This is a genomic window from Runella defluvii (assembly GCF_014195535.1).
In the GTDB taxonomy this organism is placed as follows: Bacteria; Bacteroidota; Bacteroidia; order Cytophagales; family Spirosomataceae; genus Runella; species Runella defluvii.
This window is the reverse complement of sequence record NZ_JACIBY010000007.1, coordinates 255,704-277,801: the sequence shown is the minus strand read 5'-3', so window position 1 is coordinate 277,801 and position 22,098 is coordinate 255,704. Positions and strand designations below refer to the sequence as shown.

Here is a 22,098-nt window from a genome sequence, read left to right as displayed (position 1 = left end):
ATGAAACTCCCCCTTTTTCTAGTTAAAATTTTCAACTACGAATACTGGCCTTGGTGGCTTTTTTACCTGCCAATGGCTCCGTATTGGGTGTATTTGGCCCTCAAATCACGTTCTTTTACCTACTTTACGGCCGTCAATCCAGGGATAGAAGCAGGGGGGTTTTATGGAGAAAGCAAAATTGACATTCTCCGCAAAATCAACCCTGCGTATTTACCCACCACGGTGTTTATCGCCCACAAGACCTCCTTTGAAGAAACCCTTAGATTACTGAAAAGCAACCACTTACAATTCCCTATCATTGCCAAACCGAACATTGGCGAAAGAGGGACGAATGTGGCGAAGATTGAGAACATCGGTCAATTGGAAGTCTATCACATCCAAGCCAATGATGCGTACATTCTTCAGGAATTTATTGACTATTCCATTGAGTTGGGAGTACTTTTCAGCCGATTGCCCAATGAAAAAATGGGAAGAGTGTCGTCGCTGACCATGAAGGAGTTTTTGAAGGTCGTAGGCGATGGCAGTTCAACGGTTCGGGAGTTAATCGATCAATCAAACCGTGCTCGATTTCAGTTAACGGCTCTTTCTGCCAAACTGGGAAATCAACTGGATGAAATCCCTGCCAAAGGTGAAATTCGTTTGTTGGAACCCATTGGAAACCACTGTCGAGGCACTAAATTCGTCAACGTTAATCACCTGATTAATAAACAATTGAATACTGTTTTCAACGACGTTAGTAAAGATTTTTCGGGATTTTACTACGGAAGGTTCGACTTAAAAGTTGCCAGTTTGGATGATTTGTACCGTGGAAAAAACATCAAAATCATGGAGTTAAACGGCGTCAGCTCCGACCCTGGACACATTTATGACCCTAGCTATCGGCTTTGGCAAGCCTACCGTGATTTGTGTTGGCACTGGAAACGAAGCGCAACCATTAGTATCATCAACCAAAAAAGCGGAGTGGCTCCCCTACCCTTGGGTGAAGTCTGGGGAATTGTAAAAACGCATTTGATGTAAAATGTTGTTGATGCTAAATAGACTTTGTATATTGGCTTAGAATATTCTTAACCTTCCCATGAATCTCGATACAAAATACTGGTATTTGCGCGATCATAAGCTCTTCAGCGTCCTTTCTTCTTCCGAATTAAAATCCATTTGCATGATTTCAAACTTCAAATCGGCCAAGAAAGGAGAAATTATTTTGTTTTCGCACGACGAAAATACCCGCGTGTATTTTCTAAAAAAAGGGACGTTAAAAATTGTTGAAATCGACGATAAAGGCAATGAGATTGTCAAAGATGTGCTTCAAAAAGGGGATATTTTTGGGGAATTTACCCTGACCGAATCCCAATCGGATGAATACGCTGTGGCGGTATCTGATAGTGTGATTTGTTGCAGCTTTAAAATGGATGATTTTGAAAAGTTATTAGAAAAAAATCCACAACTGAGTTTATCTTATACCAAGTGGATGGGTTTTCGTTTTAAACGTCTTCAAAATAAGTACGCCAATCTGATGTTTAAAGACGTTCGGACGCGTTTCAAAAGCTTTTTGGAGGAGTGGGCTTCTAAAGAAGGGATGGCCAATTCTGACGAAATTATCCTGAAAAATTACCTTACACATCAAGACATCGCGAGTTTGATTTGTAGCACTCGTCAGACGGTTACTCAGCTTTTTAATGAGTTGAAAGAACAAGGAATTTTGGATTATTCTCGTACGGAAATAATTCTAAAAAAAGTAGCCTAAAAAACGTTCAATAGGTCGTCTAGCCGACAATTCAGGTCAGTGGTAACGGTGATATTTGTAACATAAAAACAAATTATCATGAAAACAACCCTGACAATTATCTCACTTGCGCTCGCTTTGGTTTCGTGTCAACAAGAAACCGTTCCTGTTCAAACAAATACCGCAACGACGCCCGTCGAAACGGTGATGATGATGAATCCCAGTTCATTTGATGCTACTGGCCAAACGCTCCTTTATCAGGGTACGTTTGAAAGCGCAGTTCATCCGACATCGGGAACAGTGCGAGTTTACGAAGACAAAGACAAAAAACGTACGTTGGTTTTTGAAAATTTCAAAACCGACGCTGGCCCCGACCTGCGTATTTATCTCGCTGAAGACAAATCAGTTAGCAACTTTATCCAAGTAACAAACGAGGTTAAAAACGGCAATAGTTCGGTTGCTATTCCTGCGAATGCCAACCTTCAAAAACAAAACTACGTGCTGATTTGGTGCAAGCAATTTTCAGTTTTATTTGGCGCTGCCCAATTAAAATAACGTGCATTTCGAACTTTTCACAACCCGCTCAAACAAGTTTCAAAACATGAAAAAAATAGCAATTTTTCTTCTTATAAGTACGTCGTTATCGGCGCAGTATAACTTTCCCCAAAAACAAACTAATGTCGATTTCGCTACGGCATTTGGGGCGGGAGTATCACCTTCCGTATCATTCCAACAGCTCTACGGTATTGGAAAATCCAAGCGTTTTAAAATAGGCTGGGGAGTTCGTTTCAACACATTTTTTAGCGGACAGCAAAACTACCTTACTGCTCCCGCTAAACTTACATCTGGTTCTCAAAGTATTGTGGCTTTATTTACAGAAAATATTTTGAGTAATATCGACACATTACAGCTAACAAAAACGGCCATTGGAAGTTTAAATAGTACGATTACGCTGCAATACAGTTTCCCAAAATTAGACGTAGGTTTTAACATTGACGCTTTTGGAGTTTCATTTGGAGGTAAACAATCTGGAAAATTCATCGCCAGCGAGTCAAAATCGCTCAACGGTAGCCTCCAAAGTGCCAAACCTACTTCTTTTAATTTATTGTTGATAAGCGATAGCGACATTGGCAGCTTAAATTCAGAACTGTACGCCCGTTATTGGGTCAACAAACGTTTTTCGATTCGGGGTGGGGCAAGTTTTCAATTTTTAGAATACAAAGCCGAACGTCTTTTAACTTTTGAAAATGACCGATTTAGGCACAAAACACTTCTACCGTTTTTGGCCGTTTCCTATTCACTTTTCTAAAATTTTTCTTGTATGCTTTTAACCTCAGTAAAAAAACTATTTTTTGGGGCAATGCTTTTACTGGCCTTGACTTCTCAAGCGCAGGTTTGGAAACCGACCTCAGCCTCAATCACTTTCAAAATAAAACACGCATTGGGTGCTACTGCCGAAGGCTCTTTTAAAGGATTTGTGGGAGCGGTCGTTTTTGACCCAAAAGAACTCTCCAGCGCCACCATCAAAGCGAGCATTGACGCAAAAACAATTGACACTGACCTCAAAATAAGAGACAAAACCTTGAGAAGTGACGAGTATTTTGACGTAGAAAAGTACCCAAAAATAACGATGGTTTCGCAGAAGTTTGAGAAAGCGGCAAAGGAAAACGATTACGTAGGTACGTTTAGTCTGATGCTAAAGAAAACGACCAAAATCATCAAAATTCCCTTTTCATTCGTCCAAAACGGCACCACGGCCCAAATGAAAAGTACCTTTCAACTCAACCGAGTGGAGTACGAAATCGGGGAAAAAAGTTCGCTTTTAGGCGATGTAGCTACCATTTCTATTACTTTAAATGTGCAACAATAAGATGACAATCAACGCTTCTTTGTCCGTTCTAAAGCAATTGCACGACCTGCTTGCTCAACTAACTACCGACGAATACACGCAAAAACTTCCCGTTTTGAACGAAAGTAGTATTGGGCAGCACGTCAGGCATACCATCGAATTTTTTCAGTGTTTATTTGAAGGGTTTTCAACGGGTATTATCAACTACGATGCCCGAAAAAGAAACCTGCTCATTGAAACCAATCTAGGCTACACTTTGCAGCTTATTGGGGAAATTGCTCACAGTATTCATACTACTTCTGACTTATATTTTCCGATTCAGTTAAAAGTGAATTTTGACGATGATAACTTCGAATTAATTGAGACCAATTTTTTACGCGAATTGGTGTATATGGTCGAACATTCCATTCATCATTTTGCCTTAATTCGGGTGGGTATTCAGGTGAATTTTAAACACATACCAATTGATTCTGATTTTGGAGTAGCTTATTCTACCATTCGTCACAAACAAGAATTGTCAGTTAGTCATTAACCCTTTTTTTGAATTACAAATGTGCGTTTTAACTTACTTTCCATACCAAGACAACGGGTTTATTCTCACCTCTAACCGTGACGAAGCCGTGTCGCGCAAGCCCGCCATTCCTCCCAAAAAATACCACATTGGCGGGCAGCAAGTTTTTTTTCCAAAAGACCCCAAGGGTGGTGGTACGTGGATTGCTAGCAGCGGCGATTTTACCTTGTGCTTGCTCAATGGCGGCTTTGAAAAACACGTTCCTCAGCCACCTTACAAACAAAGTCGGGGAAAGGTAGTATTGGATTTTTTCACCTTTTTGGATGTCAATAATTTCATCCAACAGTATGATTTTGAAGGAATTGAGCCGTTCACGTTGGTTATCATTGAAAGTACAACTGACCTTACCCTCACCGAAGTACGCTGGAACGGCACCCGCCTTTTTTGTACCTCGCTTGATGCTACTTTGCCGCGTATTTGGTCTTCCGTTACGCTTTATTCGCCTGACATTATCAGTGCCCGCGAACAGTGGTTTGATGAATTTAAGCAACAAGCCATTGTTCCCCAAAAAGTAATTGATTTTCATCACCACGGTGGAAGTGGTGACCCCAAAAACGACTTAAAAATGAATAGAAACAATACCCTAAAAACGATTTCGATTACTCAATTTGTGCTCAATCAGTTGGAGTTTAAAATGACCTACCAAGACCTTCAAGCAAACAATTATTTACAGTATTGTATCTTTAAAGACTCCATCGGAAATTCTGTACTTTCTTAACCTATTTTGAACATAAAAAGTCGTCACCGAGCAAAAATGCTCTTGGTGACGACTTTTTTAAAAATTATTTATTCTAGTTACTTCACCCGTTTTGCCTTCGCTTCAAACATATTCATGAGCGTGCCTTTGAGGTTATCGTCATCTACTTTGTTTAATTCAACGTTGACGTCGTACCCTTGAGCAGAGAAGTAAAGGGTAATTTTCCCCTCAGCTTCTTCCACTTTCGCAGGTATTGTTTCTTTAGCATCTCCCGCCGTCATTTTCAAATCTCCTGCCAATTTACCTTCTTTACGAACAAGCTCAGTAATAAACTTAGCGTCACCATTTGGAGTATCTACAACGACAATCTCCCACTTCCCTGCAAAGAAATCATTGCTTTTTAGTCGTTTTCCCGATGCTTCAAACGAATCGGCCAACAATCCTTTGAGGTTATCTCCGTCCACTTTATTGAGGGCTAAATTCAAATCGTAGCCAGCCGCCGAGAAAAATAATACGATTTTATCGGCACTTTCTTCAATCGAGCTAATGGCAATTTTTTCGGTCGCTTGGCTAGTGATTGGCGTCAAGTCGCCCGTCAACTTCCCGTCTTTGCGCACCAAATTTCCTGTCATTTTTACGTCACCTTGCGGAGTTTCTTTGACAAAAAACTCCCATTTGCCCACCCAATAATCGGCCTGTGCAGCACTTTCTGATACGATACCACCCACGAGTGCGAGAATCAATACGATTGCTTTTTTCATTGTATTTGAGTTTGAGTTTAAATTGATGTTACTTTCTACGTGTTGCTTTAGTGGTAAACATGCCCATCATCGAGCCCTTCAAATTGTCAGCGTCCACTTTTTCAAGATTTACGTTGATGTTAAAACCAGACATTTTGAAATAAATCATGATTTTACCGTCAGCTTCCTCCACTTTTTCGAGGGTTTCGGCAGGTAAATCCCCCGTTTTTGGCTTGATGGTACCCGTTAGTTTACCGTCTTTCCGTTCTAGGTTCAACACCATAACAGCGTCCCCCTGCGGAGTACCAATCACAGTCGTTTCCCAGCTACCCGCATAAAAGTCGGCTGGTGCCGCTGCTTCTTTCGGTTGCTCTACCTCCACCGCTTCTATACTTGGCAGTTTAAACTCCGCACCCGACACGACCATCAGCGTGGCGGCATCGGCCTTTGGATTCTGGAATACAGCATATACATTGTGTAATTTACGGTCATTGACAGGCTCAGTTATTGGAATTTTAAGCACTTTTGGGGCAAAGTCCATTTTATCTGAAGGCTCCAAAAACTCCGATTTACCAATCAATTTTCCCGTAGGAGAATCAAGACGTAACTCAACCAATCCACCCGCTGCATTTACCTGTGGTTTAGGTGCAGACGCCAACATGATTACTTCCGACACTCCTTCTAAATCGACCTCTTTCATCCCCATATAGGCACCTGGTTTTGAAGGAATCGCTAGGTTATTGCCTCCAAACGACATTTTATTGACCTCGTTGTACTCGTCAAACGTATGTGGGTCCACTTTCGAGTTACGAAGGAAGAACGTCTGCTCAGAGCGTAGCGCAGGCACGCCGTTCGCCCCTTGATCTTCGTACGCTGCCCGAACGATATATACGCCTTTGCTTTTATCCGACGCAGGTGCTTTGGCAAGGTAAGTACCGTTTACTGGCAATGACTTTGGTTTTTCATCCGCAATACTCAAGATATACTTCACCATTTCGGAGGCATCGCCCGTAGCAAGTTGTGGGTGTCCAGCCATGGCAGTTTCTCCCCACACACCACTTCCTCCCGAAATGACCTTCTTGGTCAAACGCTCCAGCGCCGTATTGTCACCTTTATATTTCTTGGCTACGTCACGGTAAGTTGGGCCAATTGATTTTTTATCGACACTATGGCACGCCATACAATCGCTGGCTTGGATGAGTTTTTTACCCGTCGCGACCAAGGCATTAGCATCCGCCGAACGGTGTCCCATGGCAATCATGTTTTTATCGAAGCCTTCGGCAAGATAATCGATACTTACTGCCACATTTTCGGCTTCGATGCCTTTACCCAACGAACCATCTTCTTTGTCATTGACTTTGATGTCGTAGTTAAATGGTTTATTAGAAACGTAAAACGACTTATTGCTTTTAGGCATGTCGAGGCTCAACACAGGAGGCTCGTTTCCAGCCGTAATTTCCATCGACTGCGAATTCACGCCGCCTTTTCCATCATCAACCGTCAAAGTGGCTTTGTAAACGCCCGCCTTTGCGAGCGTAAGGTTAGCATCTGGCGTGGTGACTACTTTTGTAAAACCCGTTTTGGAGGTAATTTTCCACGTATATTTCAACACATCACCGTCAGCATCCGACGTTCCTTTTGAAGAAAGTTTCAAGTTGAACGGCACAGCCCCCCCCATTTGGTTGGCGACCATTTCAATTTTTGGCTTCCGATTGCCACCGTTATACTCTATACGTATCAACCTCGCGTCGTCGTTGGCCGTAAACCAGCCCGAACCATATTCAAGCATGTACATGTCGCCATTCTCGGCAAACTCCATGTCCATTGGATTGCTAAATTTATAACTTGGCATAAATGGCTCCATCGACGCGTAGTTTCCGTCTTTGTCAAAACTTACTGCCATAATCCAGCCCCTCATCCACTCGTAGGCAAAAAATTTACCATCGTAGTAGCTCGGAAATGCGCGTTCAGCTTTGGCAAATCTGTCTTTGTTATATACGGGCCCAGCCATGGGGTTACAGCCACCCGCCCCCAACAGCGGGAACTCTTCGCTTTTGGCGTAGCTGTACCAAATCATCGCTCCTTGCGCTGGAGGCAGCTGTATTAATCCTGTGTTGTTGGGTGAATTGTTAACTGGCTTAAATACATCCCACTTTTCACCCGATTGTTTGGTGTCAAAGTTAAATTTGTTGTACGGCTGGTTGTTGCCCACAAAATGCGGCCAACCGTAGTTTCCTGCACTTGATGCTTGCCCAAACTCACACGTACCTGCCGCCCCACGATTGGGGTCTGGCTTAGAAGCATCAGGGCCTACATCTCCCCAGTACACCTTACCCGTTTTTTCGTCAACCGAAATGCGGAATGGGTTACGGTGACCCATCGTATAAATTTCAGGGCGGGTTAGCCCCCTATCCCCCGATGGGGGAACATTTGTGGCCGACCACCCCTTAGCTCCCCCATTGGGGGCTGGGGGGCTAAAAAGGTTCCCTTCTGGAATCGTGTAAGTCCCGTCCGCTTGGGGTTTAATTCTGAGGATTTTACCTCGCAAATCGTTGGTATTGGCACTTGATTTTTGGGCATCCCAAGGGCTGCGGCCTGGACGTTCGTCGCTTGGACTGTATCCATTTGAAGCGTGAGGGTTGGTATTATCGCCCGTCGAAAGGTACATATTTCCAGCCTTATCCCAGTCAATCGAGCCACCTGTATGGCAACATTCTTCGCGCTGAGTTTCGACTTTTAACATTTCTTTTTCCGAATCCAACAACAACTCGTCGCCTTTCATCGTAAAGCGTGAAAGCACGTTATACGAACCTTTTGTTGACGAATAGTACAAGTAAATCCACTGATTTTGAGCAAAATTAGGATCTTTTCCTAACCCCAAAACGCCATCTTCCGCCACCGATTCTTTTCCTTCTCGATTGACATATTTTAAGCTAACGGGTAGTTTGGCAATGGTCTTCAGCTGTTTGGTTTTATTGTTGTACAAACGAATCTCCCCTTTACGTTGGATGAACAACACCCTGTCTTTGTCGAGGACGGTCAACTCCATTGGCTCATCCAATTTTTCTTCCAACACCACCTTGGTAAAACGGTTTTCTTCGGGGCGCACCTCTTTCACATCCGTTACTTTAGCGGCTTTTTCCTTCGCCTCACTGGCCTTAGGGGCTTGAGCCATCAAGTGAGCCGCACTAAACAACATCACTGCCGCTTGTGTAAACACCCACTTACCCTTACTAGCTACTTGTTTCATAAATTGGTACACTAATTAAAACGTTACTGATAGGTTAAATTTTTATTGAGGTTATTTTTTGGCACTCCACTGCAAAGCCGTTTCAATCAATTTCACAAAATTGGTATTCTGCCAAGCGGTTTCGTTGTGCCCCATTGAAGTGTAAAAAGTTTTGCCTTTTCCCGTTTGTTTGTACCATGCCACGGGGTGGTCTTTGCCCATGCCAAAGTTTTTGGTGGACACAAACAGCATATTTCCGCTAGGATTGATACTTTCGCCATTGATGGTATATACGATGTTGAAGCCCTTTTTACGGGGATTTTCAAAAAATACGTACCACTCGTCCGAATTAGACCATTTGGGCACTAATGTACTGAAGAGGCTGTCTTTGGGCGTATCAAGTAAAATATCGGCCATTTGAAACTGTGGATCAAGGGGGTGGTGCGAAAACTTCGCCCCTAACAAATGTTTTTCGTACCAATCCCAGTGGTGTGAGTCGTCGCCAGCCCCGTGAATCCCCATCAGGCTGCCACCGTTCTCCACGTACTGTTCCAGCACTCGTTTTTGCTCGTCATTAATGACCTCACCCGTCGAATTGTTGAACACTACCACGCTGAATTTCGCCAGCTGTTGAGCGTTAAATACCCCTCCTTCTTCCGTTTCATACAAATACCAATTGTTTTTCTTGGCCAAGTCAGCAATCACAGGCTTTGAGGCATCAATTGACGCTCCGTGACGAAATCCTGTCGTTTTTGAAAAAAGCAGGATGGCAGGCTTATCCGTTGGGAACGTGATTTGGGGCGCTTCGGTCTCGTAAGACACAGGAAATCCGTTTTTTACCTTGTAAATGAATATTCCCGCCACGGCGCTCAACAGTACCACCAAGCCAACGATGACTCCCAGTACAATTTTGATGATTTTTTTCATTGAGGTAATTTTTTAGGCGAATAGAAGTACTGGTTGCGAATGCGTTAGATGTATAACACAACAAAGGTATAGAATAAAAATTTTTATTGTCTATTTTAAAGACAATAATTTTTGCATTATTTTGTCTTTGAAGAGTTATATTTTATAAACGGCAAAATACAGGGATAAATGAAAATGAGCTTTTTATAGCCGTATATTATTTGAAAGCCTGCCAAAAGTGTAACTTTCATGTTTAGTTTGTGTATGTATCCCTAATTTGAAATTTACCAATTCCTAAAACTACGCCCCATGAAGTTATTCGACGAAGGCCATTTTATTCGCCAACTCTCTATCGACAGTGTTATTTTTGGTTATCAAGAATTAGAATTAAAGGTGTTAGTTTCTAAAGTTGACCTCCCTCACTCCGTCTGGACATTGCCTGGGGGATTTATCAAGCAAGAAGAAAGCATTGACTTGGCCGCTCAACGAATTTTGGAAGAGCGCACGGGGCTTACGGATATTTACCTAGAACAATATCGCGTTTTTGGGGAACCGACTCGCATCAATCACGAAATCTTTGAGGGTTTCAACAACATGAAAGCAGAATGGCTGAGTAAAGGGATTTTAGACGAAAGTAGCTTCCAATGGCTCTCCAAACGCTTTGTTTCGATTGGCTATTACGCCTTGGTGGACATCAACAAAGTAAGCCCTCGCAGAGGAATGCTTGATGCTTCCGTAGGTTGGTATAATGTGAAAGAGTTGCCCAAGATGATTATGGATCACAACGAAATGGTCGATGCCGCGCTGGAAGCTCTCCGCCAAAACCTTGACCAAAAGCTCATTGGCTTTAATCTCTTACCCGAAACGTTTACCATGCGTGAAGTGCAAGAATTGTACGAGGCAGTGTATGACAAGCCGTTTGCCCGCAACAACTTCCAAAAGAAAATACTCGACCTTAACGTACTCGAACGCCTCGAAAAGAAATTTACGGGGGCGCAGAATAAAGCACCGTATTTGTATCGGTTTAGGAAAGAATAAACGATTTATAGCCAGCGAAATGTGGCATTTTTATTACACATTTCGCTGAAAATAATTTTATAGCCAGCGAAATGTACTATTTTTGTTACACATTTCGCTGGCTATAAAACAAAAATAATGATAGGACGCACGGAAGAAATCGCTATTATGGGTCAACTTTTAGCTTCAAAAGAAGCCGAAATGGTGGCCGTAGTTGGAAGAAGGCGAGTAGGTAAAACTTTTTTGATAAGGGAAACTTACAAACAAAACATCGTGTTTGAGTTTGTTGGCATCCAAAACGGTAGTCGCAAAGAGCACCTTAATAGCTTTCTTTTTGAATTAAGAAATACTTTTGGAAAAGAGTTAATCCCTGCAAAAATAGACAATTGGCTGGAAGCATTTCAGCTACTAATCACCTCACTATCAAGCATAAAACCAGTCAAAAAACCCGTTATTTTTATTGATGAATTACCTTGGATTGCAGGGCCTAAGTCTGATTTCTTGAAAGCATTTGGCTATTTTTGGAATAGCTGGGCTTCCAAAAACAATGTCGTTGTGGCTGTTTGTGGTTCAGCCACTTCTTGGATGGTCACTCACCTCATTCAGAACAAGGGGGGATTACACAACCGAGTTACCCGTACGATTTACTTACATCCATTTACTTGCCAAGAAACCCAATTATTTTTAAAAGAGCGGGGAATCAAGTTCAATGAGCCTCAAATTACAGAATTGTATATGGCTTTGGGTGGAATACCATATTATTTGAAATTAGTCGAAAAAGGATTATCAGTCCCGCAAGTCGTTGGTAAACTGTGTTTTGAAGACAAAGCTCCCTTAAAATATGAGTTTCAAAATTTGTATGCTGCCTTATTTAGTAACCCTAACCATTACATGGCTGTAATTAAAGCCTGCTTCTCCAAATGGCAGGGAGTTACTCAAAGCGAAATCGTCAAACTCAGTGGGGTTCCCTCAGGTGGTACTTTGACCAAAATTTTAGAAGAATTAGAGGTATCAGGCTTTTTAATGGTTTCCTTACCATTAGGAAACAAAAAGAAGGAAAAACGATATCGCTTGTGGGATGAATTTTCGATTTTTTATTTACGATTTGTAGAAGGGGCTAAATACACCAATTTTAATGCGATAAGCCAAAGCCAAGCATTCAAAGCTTGGCAAGGCTATGCTTTTGAAAATTTCTGTTTCAAGCATATTCACAAAATCAAGCAAAAACTTGGCATATCAGGTATTGTTTCTAGCCAATACAGCTATTCTCTGAAACCTCAGGGTCGTTTCGAGGGGGCTCAAATTGATTTAATCATTGACAGAAATGACCAGTGTATCAATATTTGCGAGATAAAATACGCCGATAAGCCCCTCATCATCAATAAGCAATATGGCAATCAACTACAGGCACGGTTAGAAAACTTCAAATGGCAATCAGGCACTAAAAAAACCGTTTTTTTAACATTCATTACAAAATCAGGTTTACAGTCTATCCAATACGATGGACATTTAATAGACCACGAAATTACACTTCAAGATTTTTACCAGTAAAGTAGTTCGGCGGCTTTAGCAGCGGGCAAGGCCATTTTGGCTACTGCGGTGGGGCTTCAAATAGTATTAGTTAGCCCCACCTCTTTCCAATCACTTCGCTTTGAAATGATACGTACCGCTCTCAAGCTCAAACACCACATCATCGCCTTCGACACGAAGGTTAGACACTGACTTGAGGCGGGTGATATCGAGGTTATTTTCGGTAATTTTACGATTGGCTCCGTTGGGAAAATGCACCGTCGCTGTGCTTCCAACGGGCACGTCCAGCAACATTTCAAAACCGTTGTTTTGACGCCATTCGATTCCTGCTTTTCCAAAGTTGGACTCTGTCGAATACTTGGCAAAGGCCAGTTCTTTCACGGGCATGGGTTGAAATACAATGTGCTTATACCCCGTTGCTTTTTCGTCGGTTTTCATGCCTGCTAAGTGTCGATACAACCAACTTAATCCTCCCCCGTACATGGGGTGGTTGTGTGATCCGTCTTCGTCCCAAAACTCACGGGTGGTGGTACTTCCTAGCTCAATCCAATGCCCAAAACTTGGAAACGTTTTCTTGTTCAGGGCGTTGTAAGCCAAGTCATTCAGCCCATTTTCGGCCAATACTTCAAAAAAGTAACGCGTGCCAAAAATACCCGTATCAAGATGCCCATCAGCTTCCGCAATGTCGTTTTTTAACGAAGCGACAACGGCTTTGTATTGCGTCCCTTCCAGTCCCATTTTAAGGGCAAAAATATTCGCACCATACTTTCCAAAGGTTCCTTTTTGAGCGTTATAAAATTTTGAAACAAATACCTTTTTGGTATTTTCGGCAATGGCTCGGTAGGCTGATGCCTCTTGGGCTCTCCCCAAAATTTGGGCCGTTTTGGCCGTAATGTCCGCGCACAACCAATAATAAAACGTATGTACGAGCGCATCGGGTGGGAGTTTTCCTTTCAGCCCTGCCCAGTCGCCCAAATTCCACCATTGCAAGGGCTTTCCATCGTTGCCCGTCCGCTGCGAAAACATGATTCCTTCGTCGTTGACCCACGTTTTCATGTACTTCATGTAGCCCGTCATCCCTTCGTAATTTTCCTTCAATAGCTCGACATCGCCGTAGTGTTGGTAAAACTCCCAAGGAATCACGTGGATGGCCGCGCCCCATGCCACGCCTCCACCACACCCAGGTTGCCAAGGTGCGCCGTTGGGAATGTAGCCCGTGGCGGGGATTTGTGCCGAAAGCATGTCATTGAGCCATTTTTTGTAAAAAGCACGGGCGTCAAAATTGTGCATGACGGTATGGCAAGCCACTTGCGCGTCGCCTGTATAGGGAGAACGTTCGCGGTGTGGACAATCGGAGGCGATACCACCGTGCATATTGTCCATTTGGCTACGCCGCCAAATGTGGTTAATTTGATTAAACAGCACATTGGAGGTTTCAAAAACGGCGTTTTCCTTCACGTCTGTGTTAACGGCCTCAGCCTGGATGTGTTCGGGTTTGAGTTCGCCGTACCAATTGCTGATTTCGACCCCGCTAAATACAAACCAATTGAACCGAGGCGCGTAGGTTTGGGACTTTTGACCATTGAAAATAAAGGTATTTTCTCCCGAATAAACGTTGGCGTTGAAGGTCATTTTGATGGAATGACCCGCAGGCGCTGATACGTTTTTGAGCCGCACCCAACCCGATATTTCTTCGGCAAAATTCACCTTGTAATTCCCATTCGGCAGTTTTTGAACCGAAATTGGCTGTAATACCTTGGTAATCTTATCGGTAGGCGACGTGTGCGCAACCAAGCGGCCATGAGGTGTGCGGCGTTTGATGGCCGATGCCCAGCGCGAATCATCAAAGGTCGGCTGGCACCAATCGGGCTGCTCTTCGCGCGAATCGTATATTTCCCCGTCAAATACCAAGTCAGATTGAATGGCCGATTTGGCTGCTTTCCACGAAGTATCCGACACAATCACCTCTTCGCTCCCATCTTGGTAGGTCAGGTGCAGCTGTGCAATAAATCGGGGCGAGCCGTACGACGCCGTCCAAAATTTTGGCGCATTGTAAAACCCATTGCCAAGAATAGCTCCAATGGCGTTTTTTCCCTGTTTTAAAAGATGGGTCAAATCGTAAGCTAGGTACATCACTTGGTAATCGCGAAATTCGTCGGGCAGCGAAATGTAAGCTTTGGGCAACGACGGTCGTTTGTCGTAATTGGTTTGGTTAGGAACCAACAAATCGTCGGATACTTTTTGACCATTGGCATACATCTCAAAATACCCCAACCCCGTCGTATAAACGACTGCTTGTTTGAGTTTCTTGGTAATTGTCAGGCTTTTACGCAACAAAGGTGCGGGTGGTGGCAAGAGTTTGGTGCGTTCATTGGGTCCTCCTGGAGGTTTTGGAAGTGCCTCCTCTCCTTGCCAAGGCGCTCCAATCCACTCGGCTTTCCAGTCGGTGGGGTTCAACAAACCCATCCGCCACTGCCCTACCGAACTCCAAGCTGATGGCTTTCCATTTTTATCCCATACCCGAATTTGCCAAAAACAATTGTCGCGCGATGCCAAGGCTTTTCCTGCATAACGCACCCGATGAGAAACCTCACTGCTGATTTTGCCGCTATCCCACAAATCGGGCGTGGCGAGCGCCGTTCGGCTGGTAGCTACCCGAATTTGGTAAGCCGTTTGTTTTTGGCCTCTATCGTTGTTTTGGGCAAGATTTACCCACGACAACCTCGGCTGTTTTTCATCCACCACCGAAGGATTGTCCATGTATTCGCAAGTCAACTTTGAGACACTCAACTGCGCTAATACCTGATAATGAACCAAAACCAGCGCAAACAAGCAAGATTTTCTGACCAACTTCATGGTTTTAGGGTTTCTTTTAAAAAGCTCAGGATTCGAGAACGAATTTCGGGGGCATCAAACATCACCCCAAAATGCGGGGCGTCTTTGACAATGATTAAATCGCTTTGAACGCCCACGGATTTCAACCAACCGTTCAGCAATTTTGATTGACGATTGGGCACGCTTTCATCTTTTTCGCCGTGGATGATTAAAAAAGGCGGGTCATTTTTGTCAACATACGTAACTGGACTGGCAATTTTGGCCAAATCGGGACGGTCAATGGGCGCAGCCCCTAGCAATACCCCTTCGTTGGCCTTTGGATTTTCACTCGAATTAAGTGAAGTCAAATCGGAAGGCCCATAAAAATCAACCACCGCTTTAAACGTAAACGCTTTAGAAGTGTTTGGCATAAAAAACGATTCTATTTTATTGTTTTTGGACAAAGCCATCAACGAAGCCAAATGCCCCCCCGCCGAAAAACCCATTAAGGCTATGCGATTTTTGTCGTACCCATATTGAGCAGCATTGTCGTACAAAAATGAAATAGCACGGTTGCAGTCCTGAATAAGTGCGGGAAAAACAGCTTGCGAGGCAAAACGATAATCAATGGACGCCAACGCAAATCCGCTCTTGAGAAGCTCCGAAATGGTGCTTTTCATGTAGCCCATGTCGGCATATTTGTCGTTGACCAACCACCCACCGCCATGAACCCAAACCACCAACGGCATTTTATTTTTGGGGTTTGGGGGCAAATAAATGTCCAGCAAGTGCTTAGACAACGTATCATTGTTGTAAGGAATATTTCCGTGCAAAACCGTGCCCTGCGGAAAAAATTTAATCATCGGGTTGGGTTTCTGGCCAAAGGCAAGCCCCGTTTGTATCAGTAGTAAAAAGCAAAAGGTTAAGCGTGACAAGTTCATATTCAGGCAGGTTTGGCAAACTTTTTTCCAATATAAAAGGCGGGTTGCCCCGCCTCTTACTTTTCGTTCATTGTTTCTATTATTTCACTTGCCATACCTTCACCTCTCCTACTAACCCTGAAGGAACCAAAGGTGAATCTTTTCGGTAAAACGGCATGGTTGTGAAGGTCGTTTTTTCCTTAACATCGGGCTGTGCATCCCCCACAAGGCGGTTGACCCAGCTATTGGTAACATTGATTTGAAGGGTATTATTACCTTCTTTCACCGCCGAAGTAATGTCGATTTTAAACGGCTTTTTCCAAACAGTACCTACGTTTTTACCGTTCACAATCACCTCCGCGATATTTTTAACCTCACCCAAATCAAGAATAACAGCCCCCTTGCCCGCATCGGCAGACCGCCCAATGGGGGTATTTATTTGGAAATTATTGTTGTACGTGGCAGTACCTGAGAAATATTTGATGTCAACATCGGTATTTTCACTCCAAGAAGTCAGTTTATCCATCGTTGCGCTTTTACCTGCAATGCTTACTTGCCATGCGCCCGACATTTGGCTCAGGGGCGTTTCTTTAGTAGCAGCCTTGGCGTAGTTATTGGCCGTGGCTTTGTCTTTAAAAACAACAAAAAACGCATCCCATGATTCAAATTTCAAAGGAACAATCGTGCGTCCATCCTTCATTTGGTAACTTACTTTTTCGACTTTGCCCGTTTGTGGGTTCCATATTTCTGGTACTTTGCCCGTTACCCGAAAACTCACTTCGGCATTGGTAGGGTTGTCGCTACGGTTATTTAACCAATAAATATCGGTTTCTTGAACCTGTCGGTGGCGATACAGGATTTTATTGGGGGTATTTGAAATAATTACGTCGGGTTTTGGTAGAGACGTTGCATGCAACGTCTCTACATTGACGTTTGGATTTGACCAAATTTCATTCACAATCGACTGAAATTCACCCTCATTATCGGACAAACTTGGCGATTTTAGCGGCTTTTCACCGACTACTTTTACCCCTGCTTTGACCAAATCACGAATTTTTTTCAAAACAGGCAAGGTCATCAGTTTCGCCGATTCATCCAGTACCAACAGGCTGTACGTATTACCACTTTGCGCCACGAGTTTACCATTTTGAGCCTTAATGGCATTTAATAGTGCGGAAGAATTGACATAATCAAATTCATAACCCGCTGGAATTGAGGGCAATTTTTCGCGACTAATCCACGTCACGTTGTTGTTTTCGCCATAATAGTATAAAATATCCGCGACGTTGCGGCCTTGTTGAAGTAAATAACAACTACGCCCCAAGTACGACATCCATGCTTTGCCTCCCGCTTCGGCCCACGTCTCTTGGCGGGTAAAATACTGTCCAAATGGCCCAAGCGAAAACCCTGGTTTTTTATCATCGAGCGGTTGGTGAACGGACGTGTGAATCACAAATCGGTTCAAACCCGACGCCATTTCCAAATCAGCAGTACGTTTCAATTTTTCAGGATATTCTTGAAAGGGTTTCCCCACCGACGTCATTGATTCTGCCGCCACGATGGGTTTTCCATAAATATTGGCTACCGAAGCCGATTCACGAATATCTGCCTCGCTCCGCACTTCCTCGTCGTTTCCACCCGCCAAGCTCCCTGGCGTCCACATGGCCGACATTGGAATGTCTGAGTTGCGTTTTACGTCCATGCCGTCGGCCAAATAAATCCGTCCATTTTCATGGCTTTCGGTATAACGTTTCATGCCGCGTTTCTTCAATTCTTCTCCAATCACATCGTAGTGATTTTCGGCAATCAGCTCACCAATCGTTTTACGAAAATCCCACAGGAATTTCTCACTTGCCTCCAATGATGTCACGATTCTGCCCGTCAAGACAGGCACCCACTGGCGAAGGTCATACCCGCGGCGGTTTTTGAACTCATCAGGAAAACTTTTGGTCCAGTTCATGTGTCCCGCTTCGTAGCTATCCAACACCATGTAATTGAGACCTTTAGCCCCCATCAATCCTCCCGTGGCGTCTTTGTACATGTCCAAATAGGTATTGATGTAACGACGAACGGCCTCTTTATTCAATTTATCTACCTCTAAACCAGTCGCTTCGGGAGACGCTGGGTGATTTTGACGACCTGTAAGTGAATAACCGAGACGAATCACCCCCCAACTCCCAATAGGGGCTTCCCAATTGAGTGTACCATCAGGTTGCATCAAAGATGTTAAATCAATAACATCTGAGGTGGGAATGGTTTCAATCCCCCCATTGGGGCTTAGGGGGCTGCTTGAGGGGCTACTCTCTTTCCAAGGTGTAAAACCTGCTTTATCTTCCAACTGGTCGATGCGGCTATTGCTGTGCAACACAAACTCGGCCACGTGAACCCCTTCAGGTTTAGGCTCTTCGGCAGGGCGACCTGCCATGGCAGCAAACATATTGGGAGCAGGCGCAAGGGTTTTCCAACACATCCGCCAATATTTCGCCGTGGTCGGAGCAATGGCTACGGTGTTGTAAGGAACGGTACTTCCTGACACTTTGGCAATTTCACGAAAATTCACACCGTCGTCGCTTACTTTCAACGTTCGGTTTTCAGGATTTCCCCGAAACTCTGACAATGCACCCTCGTTGGCGCCTGCCAAAGAAAATGCTTTAAATGTTTGTGGGGTTTCAAATTCGTACTGAAGCCACATCTCTTGCCCTACCGCCATTGGAGGCAACAACGTAGCCTTACTTAAATCAGTATCTGTCAATTCTTTCAGCGCAAAACTTCCTCCGCTCGAACTCACTTTAGGCGCTAATTCAGTCAGCGTTTTTTCCGAATTGGGAAGTCGGTACGCAATCACCAACGCATCTTGGTAAAATTTAGGTTTTTCACCCACAAATCCCCCCGTGAGTCCTCCTGCTCCTATTTCAACATTTTGGTATTTTCCCGTTATGTCCGAAGGTCGGGGCAATTTCCCTGAAAATGGTTTTCCTCCCTCAATCCGAGTTTCGGTCCAAACGTATTTTTTCATGGCATCTTCGGGCTTAACCCAAGGGCCGCCCGTCACACTCCAGCCTGGCGAACCTGCTATGGCCATTTCGAGCCCTTTTTGGTCGGCCAATTGCGTAGTAAACTTAAAAGCATCTTTCCAGTCGGGTGTCATAAAGACAAGCTTTTTGGGCACTACGACGGGCGTAAACAAGTTGGCATCAAAGTTTTGAAACCCGCCGATACCCACACGTTGCATCCATTCTAAGTCTTTTTGGATGCCTTCTTTGGAGATATTTCCGTTCATCCAATGCCACCAAACACGCGGCTTGGCCGAGCTGGGCGGTGTTTGAAATTGAGTTTTGTCTTGGGCATAACCTCCTACACTCGACACGAGTAGCAAGGCTACAACAGCTTGAATTTTCGTTTTCATTCTCATTCAATTAGAGTTGTTGGTAAAAAAGAGCGCACACTAGCTGCCTACCTCAGCGGGGGATGGATAGCGTTTTATAATAAAAATTGACCGTCTGCTTCACCGAGGAAAGGTTCGACGGCTTCTCTTTGGTATCACGTTCAATCATGATATATCCCTTGTAGTTTTGGCTCTTCAATTCGTCAAAAACCGCTGGGAAGTCGATTACTCCCGTTCCTACAGGCACATCTTGGAGTTTGTTATTGTTGTATTCCGCGATGTCTTTTAGGTGAATGCCAATGATTTTACCTTGCAGTTTTTTCAAGGCTAGAATTGGATTTATTCCTGATTTTGGATAATGCCCCAAATCGGGACAAGCCGCGAAGTTGGGATGTCCTTCCAACGCTGCTAATAGCGAGTCGGGATGCCAATAGATACTGTTTCCTTTCCAGTGGTTGTGCAAAGCCACTTTCACCCCATAAGCACCCGCCAAACTATCCACGCTGTTCCATAAATTTCGGGGTGGTTCGGCCGTCACGTATTTAACTCCGAACGCTTTGGCTATGTCAAAATCGCGTTTCCAGTCGGCCACGGTTTTACCTCCAATGATGTAAATCGACTCCATTTTAAGCCCTTTATCAGCTATCTGCTTTTTCAAATGCTGAAGCCCCGACGGCGAAAGCCGAAATAACACCGAGTCTTGGAGTTCTTTTCCTGCTTTGGCAAACACAAACCCTTCCACGTACTTTAAGGAAGCACTGTCGGCGTAGGCCAATTGGTCGGGAAATGATGCGGTACTAAAGGTATAAAGCGCCACCCCTAGTTTCCAATCGACCGAGGTTGCTTTACTTTGAGCGTATGATACGATTGAGAAACAATACATCAGAAGTATTGTCAATTTTATAATGTTACTCTTTGGACATTGAAACATCCCTTTCATATCACTGTGTATTAGTTGATTATCGCCATGTTTATCTCAAGGAGGCACACTTAGTAGCTTATTTTTTGATAATCTATTTCCAAGAAATCGTCCACAGATGTTAGCCAAAAATCCTGGATAAAAGCCTCGTGTTCTGGATGATTTGTATAAAAATCATAGTGTTCTTGAGTCGCAAACTCCATTGAAATCCCGTACTCAAATTTGTTTTTAGGGCTTATCTGTTTCAACACCTCAAACTTTTGAACATTTGGAAGCGTAGCGAGAGAATCAACTGCTTTGAAAAAAGCGCGTTGCTCGTCAGCACCTAATGAGGGTTTTAATTTCAGAATGACGGAATGTCGAAGCATAATTGTAGGCAAGCACTAAGATATTTTGAATACGAGAAGCATTTTTGCTACTATAAGTACAAAAAAATATTTCTTTTATACAGAAATCATCCTGTACTTACCTGATATTGTCTTAATTTTAGACAATAATAATTTTACGTTATTTCAGTTTCGTTGAAAAAGCAAGCCCTGCTAATGCCAAACTTGCCGCAATCCACAAGAAAGCAGAGGGGTCAACAGCGTCAGAAAGTAATCCCGCCAAAGCAGGAACTAGCACGCCCCCCACAATTTCGGCAATGCCAGTTATCAACCCGATGGCTTTGGCTTTGAGATGTTCGGGGACTGCTTCAGAAGGGACCACAGCCGCGACCAATGGAATGAGCCCCATCATAAAATAGGTAAGAAACATAACGGGCAAATGAGCCCCCGAACCAGCTAAGAAATAGACGGCAAAAGGGTAACAAGCGCCTACCCCACAGAAAAATAGAATCACTTTTTTTCGCCCTATTTTATCCGAAAGGCCAGGGACAAGAATGGAAGAAAACAACCCTGAAACCCCTAATAACCCCATCGTTTTCCCCATTTCGTCGGCGCTCATGCCTTGGGCATTGACGAAATAATTGGAAATAAACGGTAGCGCAGCAAACCACCAACCAAACACACAACAGGCCACAGGAATCCCCCATTTAACGTTATTGTATTGTAGTAACTCGGAAAGATTGAGCGTGGACGTTTCTTTGATGTGTGTACTTTCTGCGGTTGATTTTTTGACATATACCCATGAAATAAGTCCCAAAAGTAACCCTGGTGCCCCTGCAATGTAAAAAGCATTGCGCCATCCCACGTTTTCGGCAATTTGCACTAAAACCACGGGCGCTAAAATAGACCCAAACAGTGCCGAACCCATTCCTTGTAAAATTCCTGCATTCACGCCGAGGCGGTGCGGTGAAGACTCGCGCTCAACAAAATTTTGCGCCAATGGAATAACAGGCCCTTCGGCCAAACCCATGAGTAGCCGAGCCAAAAGCAAGGTTACGAACGAAGTGGCCAAGCCTGAACCAACCGAGCAAATCGAAAATACAAAAACGGCAATGACAAAAACGGCTTTCTTTTTGTTGTTCGTTTCGGCCCAAGCGGTAGAGAAAAAACTCGAAAAAGCCCATGCCAGTGACAATGCTCCTGCCAAAAGACCGATTTGGGTGTTGTTGAGTTGAAGGTCTTTGGCCACATAGGGCATTAAAAAATTAAGCGCGAGGCGGTCAAAGAAAAGGCAACCGAAGGTCAGCGCCATCACTAAGACGATGCCGTTTTCGTAGGTAAATAATCCTTTTTTAGACGTCGTAGAAATACCTTGTTCAGTTGGAGTGCTCATCGAGAATAGGTTTTAGGGTGATTTCGGGTATAAAAAAACCTCATAGGAACGGGAGCCTATGAGGTAGTACGGCCAAGTT

The 22,098-nt window shown here is 43.9% G+C and carries 18 protein-coding genes; 9 read left to right on the top strand and 9 right to left on the bottom strand.

Going from position 1 to position 22,098, the window contains the following annotated elements; all coding sequences use genetic code 11:
• The 7 genes from FHS57_RS18150 (at window position 1) to FHS57_RS18120 (ending at window position 4,861) form a co-directional block, all read left to right on the top strand.
• Complete coding sequence (locus FHS57_RS18150) at window positions 1-1,017, top strand: ATP-grasp domain-containing protein (protein ID WP_183976156.1); 1,017 nt, start codon at window positions 1-3, stop codon at window positions 1,015-1,017.
• Window positions 1,018-1,075: 58 nt separating this feature from the next.
• Window positions 1,076-1,744 (top strand): Crp/Fnr family transcriptional regulator, encoded by a 669-nt coding sequence (locus FHS57_RS18145; RefSeq protein ID WP_183976154.1) that lies wholly within the window; start codon window positions 1,076-1,078, stop codon window positions 1,742-1,744.
• A 78-nt stretch (window positions 1,745-1,822) separates the two neighbouring features.
• The gene (locus FHS57_RS18140) at window positions 1,823-2,278 is read left to right on the top strand and encodes a DM13 domain-containing protein (RefSeq protein WP_183976153.1); all 456 of its coding nucleotides are present in this window, start codon (window positions 1,823-1,825) and stop codon (window positions 2,276-2,278) included.
• A gap of 46 nt (window positions 2,279-2,324) precedes the next feature.
• Window positions 2,325-3,032: a hypothetical protein gene (locus tag FHS57_RS18135; RefSeq protein WP_183976152.1), complete on the top strand. Its 708-nt coding sequence runs from the start codon at window positions 2,325-2,327 to the stop codon at window positions 3,030-3,032.
• Window positions 3,033-3,044: 12 nt separating this feature from the next.
• Entirely contained in the window at window positions 3,045-3,593 is a 549-nt protein-coding gene (locus FHS57_RS18130) for a YceI family protein (RefSeq protein WP_183976151.1), read from the top strand.
• A gap of 1 nt (window position 3,594) precedes the next feature.
• Window positions 3,595-4,104: a DinB family protein gene (locus FHS57_RS18125; RefSeq protein ID WP_183976150.1), complete on the top strand. Its 510-nt coding sequence runs from the start codon at window positions 3,595-3,597 to the stop codon at window positions 4,102-4,104.
• 19 nt (window positions 4,105-4,123) lie between these two features.
• Window positions 4,124-4,861, top strand: a complete 738-nt coding sequence (locus FHS57_RS18120; RefSeq protein WP_183976149.1) for an NRDE family protein — start codon at window positions 4,124-4,126, stop codon at window positions 4,859-4,861.
• Between the two features lie 77 nt (window positions 4,862-4,938).
• Here the strand turns inward: FHS57_RS18120 and FHS57_RS18115 are convergent, their stop codons facing one another.
• The 3 genes from FHS57_RS18115 to FHS57_RS18105 are packed head-to-tail and all read right to left on the bottom strand — an operon-like array spanning window position 4,939 to window position 9,736.
• A complete protein-coding gene (locus tag FHS57_RS18115) occupies window positions 4,939-5,601 on the bottom strand; it encodes a hypothetical protein (RefSeq protein WP_183976148.1) in 663 nt (220 codons plus the stop codon).
• Between the two features lie 28 nt (window positions 5,602-5,629).
• Window positions 5,630-8,830: a PQQ-dependent sugar dehydrogenase gene (locus FHS57_RS18110; RefSeq protein WP_229601386.1), complete on the bottom strand. Its 3,201-nt coding sequence runs from the start codon at window positions 8,828-8,830 to the stop codon at window positions 5,630-5,632.
• A gap of 51 nt (window positions 8,831-8,881) precedes the next feature.
• Window positions 8,882-9,736: a ThuA domain-containing protein gene (locus FHS57_RS18105; protein ID WP_183976146.1), complete on the bottom strand. Its 855-nt coding sequence runs from the start codon at window positions 9,734-9,736 to the stop codon at window positions 8,882-8,884.
• A 288-nt stretch (window positions 9,737-10,024) separates the two neighbouring features.
• Between FHS57_RS18105 and FHS57_RS18100 the strand changes: the two genes are divergently transcribed.
• Together FHS57_RS18100 and FHS57_RS18095 are read left to right on the top strand one after the other, a co-directional pair.
• Entirely contained in the window at window positions 10,025-10,753 is a 729-nt protein-coding gene (locus FHS57_RS18100) for an NUDIX hydrolase (protein ID WP_183976144.1), read from the top strand.
• A 117-nt stretch (window positions 10,754-10,870) separates the two neighbouring features.
• Window positions 10,871-12,283 (top strand): AAA family ATPase, encoded by a 1,413-nt coding sequence (locus FHS57_RS18095; RefSeq protein WP_183976142.1) that lies wholly within the window; start codon window positions 10,871-10,873, stop codon window positions 12,281-12,283.
• Between the two features lie 90 nt (window positions 12,284-12,373).
• Here the strand turns inward: FHS57_RS18095 and FHS57_RS18090 are convergent, their stop codons facing one another.
• From FHS57_RS18090 to FHS57_RS18065, 6 genes are all read right to left on the bottom strand, one after another.
• The gene (locus FHS57_RS18090) at window positions 12,374-15,118 is read right to left on the bottom strand and encodes a family 78 glycoside hydrolase catalytic domain (protein ID WP_183976140.1); all 2,745 of its coding nucleotides are present in this window, start codon (window positions 15,116-15,118) and stop codon (window positions 12,374-12,376) included.
• The gene (locus FHS57_RS18085; protein WP_229601385.1) at window positions 15,115-15,939 is read right to left on the bottom strand and encodes an alpha/beta hydrolase; all 825 of its coding nucleotides are present in this window, start codon (window positions 15,937-15,939) and stop codon (window positions 15,115-15,117) included. The genes FHS57_RS18090 and FHS57_RS18085 overlap by 4 nt, the downstream gene beginning before the upstream one ends.
• Window positions 15,940-16,096: 157 nt before the next feature.
• Window positions 16,097-19,408: a glycosyl hydrolase gene (locus FHS57_RS18080; protein WP_183976136.1), complete on the bottom strand. Its 3,312-nt coding sequence runs from the start codon at window positions 19,406-19,408 to the stop codon at window positions 16,097-16,099.
• Between the two features lie 46 nt (window positions 19,409-19,454).
• On the bottom strand, window positions 19,455-20,264 hold the full coding sequence (locus FHS57_RS18075) for a sugar phosphate isomerase/epimerase family protein (RefSeq protein ID WP_229601384.1): 810 nt from the start codon (window positions 20,262-20,264) through the stop codon (window positions 19,455-19,457).
• Window positions 20,265-20,371: 107 nt separating this feature from the next.
• Window positions 20,372-20,668, bottom strand: coding sequence for a Dabb family protein (locus tag FHS57_RS18070; protein ID WP_183976132.1), 297 nt, complete (start codon window positions 20,666-20,668; stop codon window positions 20,372-20,374).
• A gap of 139 nt (window positions 20,669-20,807) precedes the next feature.
• Window positions 20,808-22,019, bottom strand: a complete 1,212-nt coding sequence (locus FHS57_RS18065; RefSeq protein ID WP_183976131.1) for an MFS transporter — start codon at window positions 22,017-22,019, stop codon at window positions 20,808-20,810.
• Window positions 22,020-22,098 lie beyond the last annotated feature (79 nt).